Annotated in this window: 12 protein-coding genes; 5 read left to right on the top strand and 7 right to left on the bottom strand. The window is 73.9% G+C overall.

From position 1 onward, the window contains the following. Positions 1–151: 151 nt before the first annotated feature. Positions 152–427 carry a thioredoxin domain-containing protein gene (locus AB0M46_RS40480; protein ID WP_363345192.1) on the top strand — a complete coding sequence of 92 codons (276 nt, stop codon included), beginning with the start codon at positions 152–154 and terminating at the stop codon, positions 425–427. A gap of 135 nt (positions 428–562) precedes the next feature. Here the strand turns inward: AB0M46_RS40480 and AB0M46_RS40475 are convergent, their stop codons facing one another. Beyond that, positions 563–718: a hypothetical protein gene (locus AB0M46_RS40475; protein WP_363345191.1), complete on the bottom strand. Its 156-nt coding sequence runs from the start codon at positions 716–718 to the stop codon at positions 563–565. Between the two features lie 34 nt (positions 719–752). On the opposite strand from AB0M46_RS40475, the gene AB0M46_RS40470 reads away from it, so the two are divergent. Further along, a complete protein-coding gene (locus AB0M46_RS40470) occupies positions 753–1,202 on the top strand; it encodes a GNAT family N-acetyltransferase (RefSeq protein ID WP_363345190.1) in 450 nt (149 codons plus the stop codon). Between the two features lie 222 nt (positions 1,203–1,424). On the opposite strand, the gene AB0M46_RS40465 is transcribed toward AB0M46_RS40470, so the two are convergent. The 3 genes from AB0M46_RS40465 to AB0M46_RS40455 all read right to left on the bottom strand — a co-directional run bounded on the left by AB0M46_RS40465 (position 1,425) and on the right by AB0M46_RS40455 (position 5,336). Beyond that, positions 1,425–2,162 (bottom strand): hypothetical protein, encoded by a 738-nt coding sequence (locus AB0M46_RS40465; RefSeq protein ID WP_363345189.1) that lies wholly within the window; start codon positions 2,160–2,162, stop codon positions 1,425–1,427. Between the two features lie 155 nt (positions 2,163–2,317). Then, positions 2,318–3,574: a condensation domain-containing protein gene (locus tag AB0M46_RS40460; RefSeq protein ID WP_363345188.1), complete on the bottom strand. Its 1,257-nt coding sequence runs from the start codon at positions 3,572–3,574 to the stop codon at positions 2,318–2,320. A 472-nt stretch (positions 3,575–4,046) separates the two neighbouring features. After that, positions 4,047–5,336 carry a serine hydrolase domain-containing protein gene (locus AB0M46_RS40455; protein ID WP_363345187.1) on the bottom strand — a complete coding sequence of 430 codons (1,290 nt, stop codon included), beginning with the start codon at positions 5,334–5,336 and terminating at the stop codon, positions 4,047–4,049. 205 nt (positions 5,337–5,541) lie between these two features. Between AB0M46_RS40455 and AB0M46_RS40450 the strand changes: the two genes are divergently transcribed. The 3 genes from AB0M46_RS40450 to AB0M46_RS40440 are packed head-to-tail and all read left to right on the top strand — an operon-like array spanning position 5,542 to position 8,680. Continuing rightward, the gene (locus AB0M46_RS40450) at positions 5,542–5,892 is read left to right on the top strand and encodes a molybdopterin oxidoreductase (RefSeq protein ID WP_363345186.1); all 351 of its coding nucleotides are present in this window, start codon (positions 5,542–5,544) and stop codon (positions 5,890–5,892) included. Next, positions 5,889–8,369: a nitrite reductase large subunit NirB gene (nirB, locus tag AB0M46_RS40445; RefSeq protein ID WP_363345185.1), complete on the top strand. Its 2,481-nt coding sequence runs from the start codon at positions 5,889–5,891 to the stop codon at positions 8,367–8,369. The genes AB0M46_RS40450 and nirB overlap by 4 nt, the downstream gene beginning before the upstream one ends. Next, on the top strand, positions 8,366–8,680 hold the full coding sequence (locus tag AB0M46_RS40440) for a Rieske (2Fe-2S) protein (protein WP_363345184.1): 315 nt from the start codon (positions 8,366–8,368) through the stop codon (positions 8,678–8,680). Before nirB ends, AB0M46_RS40440 begins: the two co-directional genes overlap by 4 nt. Here the strand turns inward: AB0M46_RS40440 and AB0M46_RS40435 are convergent. The 3 genes from AB0M46_RS40435 to AB0M46_RS40425 are packed head-to-tail and all read right to left on the bottom strand — an operon-like array spanning position 8,675 to position 14,326. Further along, positions 8,675–11,962 (bottom strand): hypothetical protein, encoded by a 3,288-nt coding sequence (locus AB0M46_RS40435; RefSeq protein ID WP_363345183.1) that lies wholly within the window; start codon positions 11,960–11,962, stop codon positions 8,675–8,677. The two genes, AB0M46_RS40440 and AB0M46_RS40435, sit on opposite strands and share 6 nt — an antisense overlap. 22 nt (positions 11,963–11,984) lie before the next feature. Next, positions 11,985–13,574, bottom strand: a complete 1,590-nt coding sequence (locus AB0M46_RS40430) for an amidohydrolase (RefSeq protein ID WP_363345182.1) — start codon at positions 13,572–13,574, stop codon at positions 11,985–11,987. Then, positions 13,571–14,326 carry a DUF4184 family protein gene (locus tag AB0M46_RS40425; protein WP_363345181.1) on the bottom strand — a complete coding sequence of 252 codons (756 nt, stop codon included), beginning with the start codon at positions 14,324–14,326 and terminating at the stop codon, positions 13,571–13,573. The genes AB0M46_RS40430 and AB0M46_RS40425 overlap by 4 nt, the downstream gene beginning before the upstream one ends. Positions 14,327–14,344: the final 18 nt, after the last annotated feature.

Genomic DNA, 14,344 nt, shown 5'->3' with positions numbered 1-14,344 from the left:
GCCCGTTTGGCGCCCTCGGCCACGGCGTCGACCAGCTGGGCCAGGAAGGAGCCGGGGGGGGGGGTGGCGGGCCCCGGGGGGGGGTCCCGACGGGCCAGGACGGCGGGGGGGGGCGTGGGGGGGGGGGCCCGGGCGCGCCCCCACGCCGGTCCTGGTCGACCTGTGGGCGCCGTGGTGCGCGCCGTGCCGGGCGGTCGGGCCGGCCCTGGAGCGGGTGGCGGGCGAGCTCGCCGGATCGGTCAAACTGGTCAAGGTCAACGTGGACGAGGCGCCGCGGCTGCAGGCGCGCTTCGGCGTCCGCGCCGTGCCGACGCTGATGATCCTGCGGGACGGCAAGGTGCTGGCGCGGCAGGCGGGCGGGGCCCCGGCCAACGTGCTGCGCGGCTGGGTCGAGCGAACCCTGGGCTCAGCGGCGGGCGGCGCGTAGCGGCCGTTCCAGGGACTCCGGGGCGGCGAGGCGGGCCATCGCCGCCCGGTGCTGCGCCGGGCCGGCGTCGCCGCGCAGCAGTCGCCGGGTGACCCGCCGCTCGCTGCGGGCCAGCCGCTCCCCGGCGTCGGCCGGCTACGGCAGCGGGCCGAATCGCGCGGCCAGCCACAATGCGGCCCGCGGCTCGTGGGCGCCGCGGACCCGGTGACGGCGGATGACGTGCGCGTGCGCGCAGATCAGGGCGGCGTAGCCGAGCACCACGAGCGCGACGGCGGCGAGCGGCGCAGGCACGTGGCCCAGTGCCGCACGGGTAGATTCAGGCGCCGTGACCGAGCCCCAGGTGTACCGCGCCCAGCCCGCCGACCTGCCCGCCGTGCTCGCGCTGGTCGAGGAGTTCTGCGCGGCCGACCGGCACGAGTTCGACGAAGCGCGGGTGACCCGGGCGCTCGGCCCGCTGCTGGCCCGCGACGAGCACGGCCAGGTGTGGCTGATCGGCGCGCCGCGGCCGTCGGGCTACGCCGTGCTCACCTGGGGGTGGAGCCTCGAGTCGGGCGGGCGGGAGGCGCTGCTCGACGAGATCTACGTGCGCGAGCAGGGCCGGGGCCGGGGCGCCGCCCTGCTGGACCGGGTCGTGGCGGCCGCGGCCGAGGCGGGGGCGTCGGCCATGTTCCTGGAGACCGAGGCCCACAACGCCCGGGTCCGGGCCTTCTACGCGCGGCACGGGTTCGACGCGGAGAAATCGATCTGGATGAGTCGTCCCCTCGGAGCGGGTTGAAACCGTACAGTGTCACGTGAGGGCGCGCCCGGGCCACGGCACCGGCCCGGGCGCCCCGTCCTTCAGCGGCCGAGCGCGGGCGCCGCGGGTGGGCGTGCACCCGGCTGTTCAGCGACCGCTCCCGGGCTGTCACGCTCTGGTGCGGCGTGCGGCGTGCGGCGTGCGCGGCGACAAGGCCAAGGCCCGCGCCGCGAGACCGGGTGACCGCGCGCGGTGGCCGGCTCAGCAGCCCGCGAGCCGCTGGCCGCAGCGGGCGGCGGCGACCGGGGCGGCTTTCGTGGCCAGGCCCGCCGGGCTGGTGCCGATGGCGGTGTCGTTGAGCCAGACGACGTAGTCGTGGCGGCGCACGGCGACGATGTCGGCGGCCACGCTGATGCCGATGTCGGTCGTGCCGGTCATCCGCAGCCCGGCGGCGTCGTCGCCGAGCCCGGCCGGCAGGTCCACCGCGGCCACGGTGAACTTCACCGTGATGCCGGCCAGTTGCTGCTCGAAGGACTTGCACGACGCCGCGGTACTGCGCAGCCGCGCCATGGCGTCCTGCGCCCCACCCGCGGGGAAGCGCACGATCACGTGCGTCAGGTACGGCCCGACCGCCCCGGCCGCGTAGCTGACCGCGGCCGACGTCGTCTCGTCGGTCGTCATCGGCTCCAGCGCCGGGCACCCCGGGAAGCTGCCGCCCCCGACGCTCACCTTGCCGGTGTGGGTGGACGCCGTCGCCACCGGGCTCATCCCGCTCGGCACGTCGGCGCCGCCGAGCAGCGCGGCGCGCAGGTCGGCGTCCGTCGCCACGGGGCTCAGGGAGCCGGCCGGCGCGGGGGTCTCGGTGGCCTGCCGCACGTCGGACACCCCGTGCCAGCGGGGCGCCGGGCCGGCGCCGGTCGCGTAGCCGCTCATCGCGAGGGTACCGAGGAGCAGCAGCGCCGCCCCGTACTTGAGCTTCACCGCTCGTCTCCCGTCCATCGCCTTCGCTGTCCAGCCCGACGCTACGGACCCCGGCCGCCCGATGTGCCGGAAATTCCGGTTTCCGGCCATGATCGGGCGAAATCCGCGTGTACGCCCCTTGCCCGCAGGGAGGTCATATCCCGGCGGAGTGCGGCATCCCGGGCAGGGTCGACCTACAGCGCGCGGCCGCCCAGCGCCGCCGCCAGCAGCTCCTGCATCCTGGTGAGCAGACGGTCCAGGGCCTCGCTGGTCCAGCCCGGCCGGTGCACCCGCACGATGAGGTCGAGGCTGGTCAGCCCGCGGGCGATGACGTAGAAGCCGGGGCCGGTCACCCGGGCCGGCGGGTACCGCTCGAGGCTCGGGTCGCTGAGCTCGTCATCGGAGGGGAAGCCGGGCGGGGCCAGGATCGGGTTGTAGTAGTAGCCCGGGTCGCCGCCGTCGCGCTCGTGGGCCTCGCGGATGGCCAGGATCGCGTCCGGCGAGCACACGCCGTGCTTGAGGGCGGCGAAGCTGCGCCAGTGCGTCCGTCCCAGCAGCTGCGGGAACGGCTCGTCGAGGTCGAGCACCAGCGGCGCCCACTGGTTGAGGCTGGTGACGACGGCCGCGTGGTCGTCGTCGAAGCGGTTGGCCGACATCGGGTAGAACAGGTGCGCGGGCGCGCCGGTCACCTCGCGCAGCGCCGTGTAGTAGGCGCCCAGGATGAGGCTCGCGAGGGTCACCTCGTGCCGCGCGGCGGCCTCGTTGGCCTGCGGCATCGGGATGCCGGTGTGCAGCGTCGCGCCGAGCGGCGGCCCCTGCGGCGTGTCCGGGGCCAGGCGCGGGGCCGCGGCGAGCGTGCGCCGCCAGTGCCGTTCCGCCGCCCGCAGCCGCCCGGATCCGGCGCCTTCCTGGTCGAGGGCCATCTCGAGGGGTCCCCGCGCGGGCGGCAGCGTCTCGCCGCGCAGCAGCCGCTCGAAGTCCTCCCGCATGAGCAGCATCGCGGCGCCGTCGGCGGCCATGTGGTTGACCACGAGGAGCAGCTGCCGTGGGGCGCCGTCCTCGGTGAGGAGCCACGCCCGCCACGGCAGCTCGGCCGTGGCGTCGATCTCGCGCTGCAGCTCGGCGGCCTCCATCGCGGCCCGCTCGGCGCGGTCGGCGGTGCCCTGCCGGACCCGGTCGCCGACCTCGGCCGCGGTGCCGGCGGCGAGGCGCTGGCGGGGCATCCCGTCGTCGTCGATCACGTAGGTGGTCCGCAGCGACCCGTGTCGCATTCCCAGCTCGCCGATCGCCGCCCAGACGTCGTTTTCCGGCCACTGCCCGGCGGGCAGGTCCCAGACGAAGACGAGGTTGGCCTCCCAGCGCCGCTCGGGCGGCATCTTCTCGATGTCGCGCCAGACGGACAGCTGGCCGACGGTCGCCGGGTACGTCTCGGCGATCGGTGTCGCAAACATGACGGCCTCCACGGGACTCGGCTGCGAAATGGTGCGCGGGCGGCCGGCGATGCTCGCCGGCCGCCCGCCAGTTCCGCACCGTGCGCCGCACGGTGCGGGATCGATGGTTCAGCCGGAGACGACGCGGCGACCCGACACGACGCGGCCCGAAACGACGCGTCCGGACACGACGCGGCCCGAGACAACGGCCTTCGACATTGTTCACCTCCTGTGTCGACATGAATGCACGAACAAGCCATTTTTCCAGCGAGTGGTCTCAATGGCTGACAAAGCATTACTCGCACGCTAAGCGCTGTCAACCGCTCGTGAATTGCACCGGCATCATTCAATTCGTTTCGTGCGTAGGCGAGAAATCGGGCAAACACTCAGATTTAAGATGATCAATGTAGAGCGCTAGGCCGGCCGCGCCCCGACCGTCAGTCTCCAAACGAATCGGGTCCGTGACAACCGTCGATGCACCCTTTCCCCGACCCTAGTCCCGGGTGGCGTGCACCGGCGGGTAGCCGGTCGGGCCGAACGACACGTTGTCGCCCGGCGTGACGGTGACCGCGTCGCCGTCGAAGCGGCAGCGGTACGTGCGCACGAACGGCCCGTCGGTGTAGGCGACCTTGAAGGTGTACTCGCCGGGCCCGGTCCACGCCCCGCTGCTGGCCCACTCGCCGTCGCCGTGCCACTCGCCCGGCCGGCACACGTGCTCGTGCGTCCCGGTCTCGTCCACGATGCTCACCCGTTCGGGTCCGAACGTGATCGACCGGATCGTCGGCGGGCGCTCGTGGCTGGGCCGCCAGTCCCCGGGCCGCGAGCGGCGCGGCCGCGCGACCACGAAGGTGCCCAGGTCCTCCCGGGCCGGCTCGCCCTGCACCGCGGGCATCGCCAGGTCCGGCAGGTCCGCCGGCTCGAGCTCGCCCAGCAGGTGCGCCCACACGAGGTCGAGCACGGCCTGCATGTCGGCGGTGCCGGAGGTCAGCGCGAGCACCGCGTCCTGCTCCGGCATGACGACGCAGAACTGCCCGAACGCCCCGTCGCCGCGGAACGTGCCGTGGCGGCCGCGCCAGAACTGGAAGCCGTAGCCCTCCTGCCAGTCCGGGTTCGACCCGGCCGCGCGGTTGTCGACCTGGGCCCGGGTGGCCTGCTCGGCCCAGCCGTCGGGCAGGATGCCGCGCTCGTCGTGGAGGTACAGCTGGCCGAACCTCGCGATCTCCGGGACCCGCGCGGTCATCCCGAACCCGGCCACGTCGCGGCCGGCCGGGCACTGCTCCCACGTCACGTCGCCGAAGCCGAGCGGGTCGAACAGCCGCGGACGCAGGTAGTCGACCAGCCGCCGGCCCGTGACCCGCTGCACGATCGCCCCGGCCATGTAGGTGGCGCCGGTGTTGTACACGAAGTGCGTGCCGGGCTCGCGTTCGACCGGCAGGGCCAGGAACCCGCCGGCCCAGTCATCGCCCCGGCTCATGGGCGACATCGTGTCCTCGACGTGCCCGGTGGTCATCGTGAGCAGGTGCCGCACGAGCAGGCGCGGGTCGCCGTGCCCGCCGAAGTAGCCGGCCACCGGATCGTCCAGCCCGAGCAGGCCCTCCGCCACCGCGAACCCGACCGCCGTGCTGGTGAAGCTCTTGCTGAGCGAGAACAGCAGGTGCGGCGCGTCCTTGCGGTACGGCCGCCAGTACCCCTCGGCGACCGTTTCGCCGCCGCGCAGCAGCACCATCCCGTGCAGGGCGTCGATGTGCTGCCCCGCCGCCTCCACGAACGACCGTACGCTCATGAGCGGCCAGCCTATCGCAGGCCGCTGCGTCACCGGCCGCTCCTGTAAGCGGCGCCAGGACGGGCTGCCGCGCGCCTGCGCCGAGCTGTCCGGCGTTGCGCTGCCGTTGTGAGCCGCTGGGGCAGCGGCTGGTAACAAGCGGGCGACCGCGGGGCAACACCGCGTCGCCAGGATGGCAGGGGTCACCTGACGAAGGGAACCCGCCGTGCGCAGCACCCCCCGTTTCCTGCAAGGCGTCTTCAGCTTCGAGGGCAAGGGCCTCGACCGGCCGGTGCCGCTGGACCCCGCGCTCGCCTACGTGGTGCCCGGCGGCACGCTCGCCCAGCCGGTGTACTTCCGCGGCGGCAACGCCAGCGCCGAGCTGATCTGCCTGTACCTCGTGCGGGACGGCCAGCCGATGCGACTGTTCCCGATCGGCGCGAAGCACCACACGCACGTGGCCCTGCGGGTGGTGGAGGACCTCGAGGCCGGCACCGGCATCGAGGTGCACGCCGCCGCGCCGGCCGGCCTCGCCGTCACCGTCGTCATCGACCTCGGGCTGGTCGAGATCGCATGAGCGGTCCGGAGCGGAGCGAAGGGGCCGCGAAACGTGCATGCAGCCGGGCCAAACTGGTTGTGGTCGGCAACGGGATGGCCGGTGCGCGCACCGTCGAGGAGATTCTGCGCCGCGGTGGCGGGGAGCGGTTCGACATCACCGTGTTCGGCGCCGAGCCCTACGGCAACTACAACCGCATCCTGCTCTCCGAGGTGCTCAGCGGGGCCGAGGACGAGGCCGGCATCGTCCTCAACGACCTGGCCTGGTACCGCGACAACGGCATCGAGCTGCGCGCCGGCGTCCGGGTCACCCGCATCGACCGGTTCGCCAGGGTGGTGCACGCCGAGGACGGCACCGAGCGGCACTACGACAAGCTGATCCTCGCCACCGGCAGCCGCGCCCACGTGCCCGCCATCCCCGGCCTGCACCACCCGAGCCGCGGCTACCACCAGGGCGTGTTCGCGTTCCGCACGCTCGACGACACCCGCGGCATGATCCGCTACGCCCGGGAGCACGAGCGGGCCGTGGTCATCGGCGGCGGGCTGCTCGGCCTGGAGGCGGCCCGCGGCCTGCAGCACCACCTGCCGCACGTCACGCTCGTGCACTCCGGCGGCCACCTCATGCACGCCCAGCTCGACGCGCAGGGCGGGGCGATCCTGCGGCGCAGCGTCGAGCGGCTCGGCATCGCCGTGGTCACCGGGGCGTACACGGCGGAGATTCTGGGCCGGGACGCGGTCACCGGCGTGCGGCTGCGCGACGGCCGGGAGATCCCGTGCGACGTGGTCGTGGTCGCGGCCGGCATCCGCGCCGACACCGACCTGGCCGCCGCCTCCGGCCTGGTGGTCGAGCGCGGCATCGTCGTCGACGACCAGATGCGTGCCCTCGACGAGCCCGACATCTACGCCGTCGGGGAGTGCGTCCAGCACCGCGGCGAGACCTACGGCCTGGTCGCCCCGCTGTGGGAGCAGGCCAAGGTCCTCGCCGACCACGTCACCGGGGCCGACCCGGGCGCGGCCTACCACGGCACCCGCACCGCCACCCGGCTCAAGGTGGCCGGCGTCGACGTCGCCTCGATGGGCCTGCGCGCGGCCGAGCGCGACGGCGACGAGACGGTCGTCTTCGCCGAGCCGGCCCGCGGCGTCTACCGCAGCGCCGTGGTCCGCGACGGCCGCCTGGCCGGCGCCACCCTCGTCGGCGACGTGCGCCGGGCCGCGCTGCTCACGCGGCTGTACCACGAGGGCGTCGCACTACCCGACGACCGGGCCGCCCTCCTCGTCGACGCGTCGGGGCACGAGGACGATCCCGCGGCGCTCGCCGACGACCTCCAGGTGTGCAACTGCAACGGCGTGACCAAGGCCGCCCTGGCCCGGGCCGTCCACAGTGGATCCCGGACCGTCGGCGCCGCGATGGAGGCCACCCGGGCGGGCAGGGGCTGCGGCTCGTGCAAGCCCCTGGTGACCCGGATCGTCGAGTGGGCCGCCGGCGGCACGGCCGACGAGGACCCCGCGGCGGACTGGTACGTGCCCGGCGTACCGATGCCCAAGCAGCAACTCATGGAAGCCGTCCGGCGCCTCGAACTACGCTCCGTCTCGGCCGTCTTCGCCGCGCTGGCCCCCGGCGGCCGCGAGGACGCGAAGAGCAAGATGGGCCTGGCGTCGCTGCTGCGGATGCTGTGGGGCGCCGAGTACGTCGACGAACGCGACGCCCGCTTCATCAACGACCGCGTCCACGCCAACATCCAGAAGGACGGCACCTTCTCGGTGGTACCGCAGATGCAGGGCGGCGTCACCACCCCGGCCCAGCTGCGGCGCATCGCCGACGTGGCCGACAAGTACGAGGTGCCGATGGTGAAGCTGACCGGCGGCCAGCGCATCGACCTGCTCGGCGTGCGCAAGGAGGATCTCCCGGCGATGTGGGCGGACCTGGGCATGCCGTCGGGCTGGGCCTACGGCAAGTCGTTTCGCACCGTGAAGACCTGCGTCGGCGCCGAGTTCTGCCGCTTCGGCCTCGGCGACTCGACCGCCCTGGGCATCGCGCTGGAGGAGCGCTACCAGGGCATCGAGGGCCCCGGCAAGATGAAGCTCGCCGTGACCGGCTGCCCCCGCAACTGCGCCGAGGCCTACGTGAAGGACCTCGGCGTGGTCGCCATCGAGGGCGGCCGCTGGGAGCTGTACGTCGGCGGCGCGGCCGGCGCCCACGTGCGCAAGGGCGACCTGCTCGCCACGGTGTCCACACCGGAGGAGGTCGTCGCGCTGACGGGGCGCTTCCTGCAGTACTACCGGGAGTCCGCGAACTGGCTGGAGCGCACCTACGCGTGGGTCCCGCGCCTGGGCATCGACCACATCCGCGCGGTCGTCGTGCAGGACGCGGAGGGCATCGCCGCCCGCCTGGACGCGTCCATGGCCGCCTCGGTCGCCGCGTACCGCGACCCGTGGCTGGAACGCGTCGAGGCCGCCACCCCCGGCCAGTTCCGTCCTTCCCTCCCGGGGCAGCCATGATCGTGCAGACCGTCCTCGGCCCGCTCGCCGACATCCCGGTGGGCGAGGGCCGCGCGTACCTCGTCGACGGCCACCCGGTCGCGGTCTTCCACCTGCGCGACGGTTCGGTCCGCGCGGTCTCCGCCGTCTGCCCCCACGCCGGCGGCCCGATCGCCGACGGCCTGACCGACCTGTCGTGCGTGGTGTGCCCGCTGCACCAGCACACCTTCGACCTGGCGACGGGCCGCTCGACCACGAGCGCCCACACCCTGACGGTGTACCCCGCCACGATCTCGGACGAGGGCCAGGTGGTCATCGGCACCCCGCTATGACCGAGCCAACTTCCGCAACCGCTCGAACGCCACGGCATCCTCCCCTTCGAACACTTCCTGGTCGCGCGACTCGACATAGCCGGCCACCAACCAAGATTGGAACTCACCGCGATCTTCGAGGATCTCCGCGGCGGCCAGCAGCGTCGTGGGACGGACCTGGGACCAGGCGAGAATGCCGAACTCGTCGAGACCCACGAGGATTCGCCGGACCAGCGACGGCATCTCGTGCATGTGGGCGAGCATCGAGGGCGTAGCAATCGACCCGATGTTGAGGGAAGCCCCTGCGGGAAGACCTGCTCGTAACTTGTCCGCATACGCCGTGAGATCGTCGTGCGCATCGGCCAGCAGGGCGGTGCTGTAGACGAAGAACCGAGACTCCGCCGACATGCCATCGCCCAGTGTCGGAAACCGGCCGAGCAGCCAGGGCGCTCGCACCGCGAGGAGCGCCGGCAATGGCTGGGAGGAGGCGATCCTGCCGCTCTCGACGAGAATCTGGACCAGCGTCTCCAGCAATGCCGGCTCCAGCTCGCCCGCGTCACGGACGAGACACGCGGCGAGCATTCGCGCGGTCGCCCGTTGCAGGCGTGCCCCGGACTGCATGACGGCATCGGCCCAGCGCCGGTAGTTGCGCTCGTCGTACGGCATCATGCGGCCAGGTCCCGGCATCGGCCAGCGAATCAGGAAGAGGTCGAGGAGCTCGGCGAGCTGCCGACCGTCCAGGTCGGTCATGTCGTCAGGGAACCCACCATTCCAGGCCTGGCGGCCGGCCCTCAGTGCTGCCCCGGTGAAGGTGTCGCCGGCGAGGTGGGCCTCGCGCTCGGGCAGCCAGGTGTCGTCGACCTCGTCGACAGCAATCCGGCCGTCTCGGCGCAGCAGGATGCCGAACAGACCGTTCTGGGCTCCTGCGTCGAGGCCGCTTCGCCAGAGCCGCACCGTTGACTCGAAGGAGGGGGCGTCGGGCGCGCCGCACAGGGCGTCCACCGAGACGCCGTCCTCGTCACACAGCGCGGCCAGCAGGACCAGGTTCGCCGTGTAGGCGGCCAGCCGGTTCACCGCGTCGAAGGGGGTCGGGCGGTAGTCCCCGTCGTTGACGCGCTTCCTGGCGGTGCGGAACACGTCGAGCAGCGTCGCCTGCAGGTTCGCTCGGGCGTCGGCGGGCATGCGGTCGATCAGGGCGGCCAGGAAGGGGACGATCTGCTCGCCGTTGGTCAGGGGCTGATGGGAGAGCAGGTTGCGCAGGGCGGTGTCGTCGACGCCGGTGCCGTAGGCGCGGCGGCGGGGTCGGCGGTGGTCCTCGGCGATCTCGTCGAGCAGTTCTATGGTGTGCTCGGCCACCAGGTACTCGGCGAAGGTGGCGTGCAGGAACTCGTACGTGCGGCGGCCGGGGGAGCGGGCGTCGTCGTCGGCCTGCGCGACGTGGACGAAGAAGAAGGCCGCGACGGTGCTCTTGGCGCGGGTCAGCGGCTCGCCGAGGCGCGGCTGCGGGGCGTCGGCCAGCGGGCGCAGGGCGTCCAGGTCGCGGCCGAGGTCGTCCTCGCGCACGTGCTGCAGACCGCGGTTGAACATGGCGAAGGCGGCTACCGCCAGGTCATGCCGGGCCTCGACTTCCAGCTCGGCCAGCCTCGGCCCGGCGAGGTCGTCCGCGCCCTTCTCGCGGACCTGGCGGCGGATGAAGGTGTCGAGGAGGCGGCGGTACAGCTCGTCGGCGGCCAGGTCCTCGCGGTCGAGCCGGGCGCCGCTCTCGGCCGCGTACACGGCCAGCATCAGCAGCAGCAACGGCTGGCCGGCCAGCTCCTCGTGGGGGAGCAGCTCGTCGGTGCTCAGGTGGCGAAACGTCGGGTCGTGGGCGTTGGCGGCGTTCCAGGCGGCCGTCCAGCGGCCGATCTGCTCGTCGTCGAACGGGTCGAGCTTCATCACCACGGTGCCGTCCGGGACGACCGTGCGGTCCATGACCAGGGTGCGCGAGGTGACGATGACGACCACGGGCCGGCCGTTCACCCACTCGTCCTGCTGGAAGCTCGCGATGCGCTCGATGTAGTGCGACTGGGCGATGCCGGTGGCCTGGACCAGCTCGTCGAAGCCGTCGAGCAGGATGACCTTCGTGGTGTCCGAGGCGCGGCACAGCTGGCCCCAGGAGATCGGCTCCTTGACGAGCCGCTCGACGGTGGCCTCGACCTGCTTGTGGACCGGTGCGTCGGGGTCGACGCTGCGCAGCGGCACCCGGATCGTGGTGAAGGCCTCCGCGGGCAGCCGGGCGGCGAGGACCTCGGTGAGCAGCGACTTGCCGGCGCCCGGGTGGCCGAGGACGACCAGCGGCCGCTCGGTGAAGACCGGGTCGCTGAGGCAGGCGGCGAGGAACTCGGAGAGGTCGCTGCGCTGCGGGGTGCGCTCCCACCAGGACTCGTCGCCGAGCGGGGAGGCGTTGTTGGCGCTCACGATGCGGAACCGCGGGCTGACGAAGCCCTGCGCGACGGTCGGGAACGACAGGTCGCCGGCGGCGGTCGTGCGCCACAGCGGCCGGTCCAGGACCCGGCGGGCCTGGGCGGCAAGGCGCCGCTCGGCGTCGGCGGCCGGGTTGCCGCCCTGCACGACCGTGGACAGGAGGTCGGCGAGCCGGGTCAGGGTCTCGGTCTGGCCGCGTACGGTGGCGCGGGTGGCGGCGTGCTCGTTGAGCTGGGCCCAGATCAGGAACTCGGGGACGTCGGCGGCGAGGCGGACGTAGCGCTCCCCGTACAGCTCGAGCGCCCGCCGGACCACGGCGCCGGCGGGTGGCAGCATCAGGCGGCGGGCCACCGCCAGCCCGGCGGCGAAATCGATAAGCGAGGCGTGGATGCCCCGCATGACCGGCTCCATGGCCGTGAGGGTCTCGGCGGCGCCCCGGGTCGCGCCCGGTAACGGCGGGGCCGCGAGGTCGAGCAGGCCGTGGCCGGCGATGCGGCGCCGTTCGTCGTCGGTCAGGTCCAGGGACTGGGCCAGCGGCCTTGCCAGCTCGGCGAAGGCGTCGAAGTACGACGAGATGACCAGGACGGTGTGGGCGGCCTCGATCAGCTCGTAGTGGGACCTGCCGCGGCTGGCCCTGATCCGGCCGGGTGCGCGGTCCAGCAGGTCGCGCAGCAGGGCGTTGGCCTCGCCCTTGGCGTCGAACAGGGACAGCGCGACGCCGGTGAACGGGGCGGCCAGCAGCAGGACGCCGCCGGCGAGGCGGTTGAGGAGGTCGAGCTTGTCCGGGCCGCCGTTGAGGAGCTTGACGGCCTCGGCGTAGGTCAGGCGGGATCGGGCCACGCACGCACAGTAACGGAGCGCATCAACGCTCGTGGACCAGTGCGCCGTCGATGAAGACCAGGTCGGCCTTGACGTCGTGCAGCGGGGTGTCCGGGGCGAAGGGGTCGCGGTCCAGGACGACCAGGTCCGCGGCCTTGCCCGGGGTCAGGGTGCCGATCTCGTGCTCCAGGTGGCTCACGTAGGCCGACCCGGCCGTGTACGCCGTCAGTGCCTGCTGCAGGGTCAGGGCCTGCTCCGGCAGCATCGGGGTCCGGGCCGCCGGCCACGAGGACTCGGCCGAGTCCGGGGGCTCGGTGCGGTGCACGGCCACGTGGATGGCCTGCCACGGGTCCGGGGTGCTCACCGGCCAGTCGCTGCCCGCCGCCAGCCGGCCGCCCGCGCGGGCGATCGCGCCGAACGGGTACTGGTGGCCGGATCGTTCGGGGCCGAAGAACGGGACGCACAGGGTGTCGTTCTGCTCGTGGTGGGTGGCCCACAGCGCCTGGATGTTGGCGGTGACGTCCAGGGCGGCGAAGCGCGCGACGTCCGACGGGTTGACCACGTGCAGGTGGGCGATGTGGTGGCGGCCGGTCCGCGGGCCGGCGGCGACGGCGTCCAGGCACTCGCGGACGGCCCGGTCGCCGATGGCGTGGAAGTGGACCGAGAAGCCGCAACGGTCCAACGCGGACACGTGGTCGCGCAGGCGGGCCGGGTCCACATTGGACCTGCCGCGGAAGTCCTTGCCGGCGTAGGGCTCCAGCATGGCGGCGGTGAAGTTCTCGGCCACGCCGTCCTGCATGATCTTTACGATGCCGGCGCGGAAGCGGGTGCCGGACGCGGCCGCGGCGCGGCGGGCCAGCAGGTCCTCCAGTTGCTCGGGGCCGCGGTGGCGGTCCCACCACAGGGCGCCGGCCACGCGGGCGCGCAACGAGCCCGCGCGCTCGGCGCGCAGGTAGGTGCCGAGCTGGTCGCGGGAGCCCGCGTAGGCGCCGACGATGGCGTCCTGCCAGCCCGTGACGCCCAGCGAGAACAGGTACCGCTGCGCCTCCAGCAGCGCCTTGTCGTAGTCCTCGTCCGAGTCCTCCGGCAGCAGGGGAGCGACGAGGTCCATCGCGGACTCGTGCAGTACACCCGTCGGCACGCCGCCGGGGTCGCGCTCGATGCGGCCGTTCGGCGGGTCCGGGGTGTGCGCGTCGATGCCCGCCAGGGCCAGGGCGGCCGAGCTGACCCAGGCGGAATGGTGGTCGCGGTTGGGCAGGAAGACCGGGCGGCCCGGGGCGGCGGCGTCGAGGTCCTCGCGGCGGGGGAGGCCGCCCGGGAACGCCGACATCGACCAGCCCCCGCCGGTGACCCAGCCGCCGCCGGGGTGGGCGGACACCGCGGCCAGGTAGGACTCGCGGTCGTGCAGGTGCGACAGGTCGCAGCGCAGCCGCTCCAGGGCGCCGCTGACCGGGTGCACGTGGGCGTCGTGGAAGCCGGGCATGAGCATCCGGCCGGCCAGGTCGACCACCTCGTGTCGCGTGCCCGCCAACGCGGAAGCGGGCACGATGCGGCCGTCGCGCACGGCGAGCGCGTCCGTGCGGGGGCCGTCACCGGTCCACACCGGACCACCGGTGAACAGCAGCGCGGTCATCGCGAACTCCTGCGGACCACGGCGGCCGCGGCCATCAGGGCCGTCGCGCTCACCCCGAGCAGCCGGGCGGACAGCACGGCCGGGCGGGGCAGCGGCGGCAGGAACGGCACGATGCGGTCCCGGTCGGCGGGAGCCATGGCGGCGGCCGCGGTGCCCGCCGCGGCGGTGACGGCGGCGGTACCCCAGAACAGCCCCGGCCGCCGGCGAACCATGGGCGCGGGGCCGTGCCACGCCCGGATGCTGCCGCGGCGGGTCAGCCGGGCGGCGAGGGCGAGCGCGCCGGCCGCCCCGGCGGCGCTGGAGGCCAGGTGCAGCGGCATCCACGCCGGCACGCCGGGCAGCACCTCACGGGACAGGGCGGGCAGCCCGACCCGGGTGCCGGGGACCGACGCGTGCGTGACATGGTCCCAGGCGACGTGGCTGGCCGCGCCCAGCAGCGCCGAGCCGGCCGTGACCCACCACGGATGGCGCACCCCGCCCAGCGCGCCGTAGTCGGCGGCGCCCGGCAGGTGCGCGGCGACCTGCGGGGCGGCCCGGCGCACCAGGGCGGTCGCGGCCATCGTGGCGGGCACCGAGGCGAGGATGCCCCACCACGAGTGGCCGTAGGTGTACGGCGGCCGGCACCCGCCCAGCGCGTACGGCAGGTCGGGCGCGGCCGCCCCGATCACCAGCGCCACCCCGTCGAAGGCCCGCGGCCGCCAGGCCTTGAGCGGCAGGACCGCGGCGGCGTGCGACGGGAACGTGGCCGGCATGATCGACAGGCTACGGCA

It is taken from the genome of Dactylosporangium sp. NPDC051485 (assembly GCF_040682015.1).
Taxonomy (GTDB): Bacteria; Actinomycetota; Actinomycetes; order Mycobacteriales; family Micromonosporaceae; genus Dactylosporangium.
This window is presented reverse-complemented; position numbering and strand designations above follow the sequence as displayed.

Excerpts from the sequence above, each read along its gene's own strand:
- AB0M46_RS40465 (WP_363345189.1), bottom strand. The coding sequence starts at position 2,162 with ATGGACGGGAGACGAGCGGTGAAGCTCAAGTACGGGGCGGCGCTGCTG.
- AB0M46_RS40460 (WP_363345188.1), bottom strand. The coding sequence starts at position 3,574 with ATGTTTGCGACACCGATCGCCGAGACGTACCCGGCGACCGTCGGCCAG.
- AB0M46_RS40455 (WP_363345187.1), bottom strand. The coding sequence starts at position 5,336 with ATGAGCGTACGGTCGTTCGTGGAGGCGGCGGGGCAGCACATCGACGCC.
- nirB (WP_363345185.1), top strand. The coding sequence starts at position 5,889 with ATGAGCGGTCCGGAGCGGAGCGAAGGGGCCGCGAAACGTGCATGCAGC.
- AB0M46_RS40440 (WP_363345184.1), top strand. The coding sequence starts at position 8,366 with ATGATCGTGCAGACCGTCCTCGGCCCGCTCGCCGACATCCCGGTGGGC.
- AB0M46_RS40430 (WP_363345182.1), bottom strand. The coding sequence starts at position 13,574 with ATGACCGCGCTGCTGTTCACCGGTGGTCCGGTGTGGACCGGTGACGGC.
- AB0M46_RS40425 (WP_363345181.1), bottom strand. The coding sequence starts at position 14,326 with ATGCCGGCCACGTTCCCGTCGCACGCCGCCGCGGTCCTGCCGCTCAAG.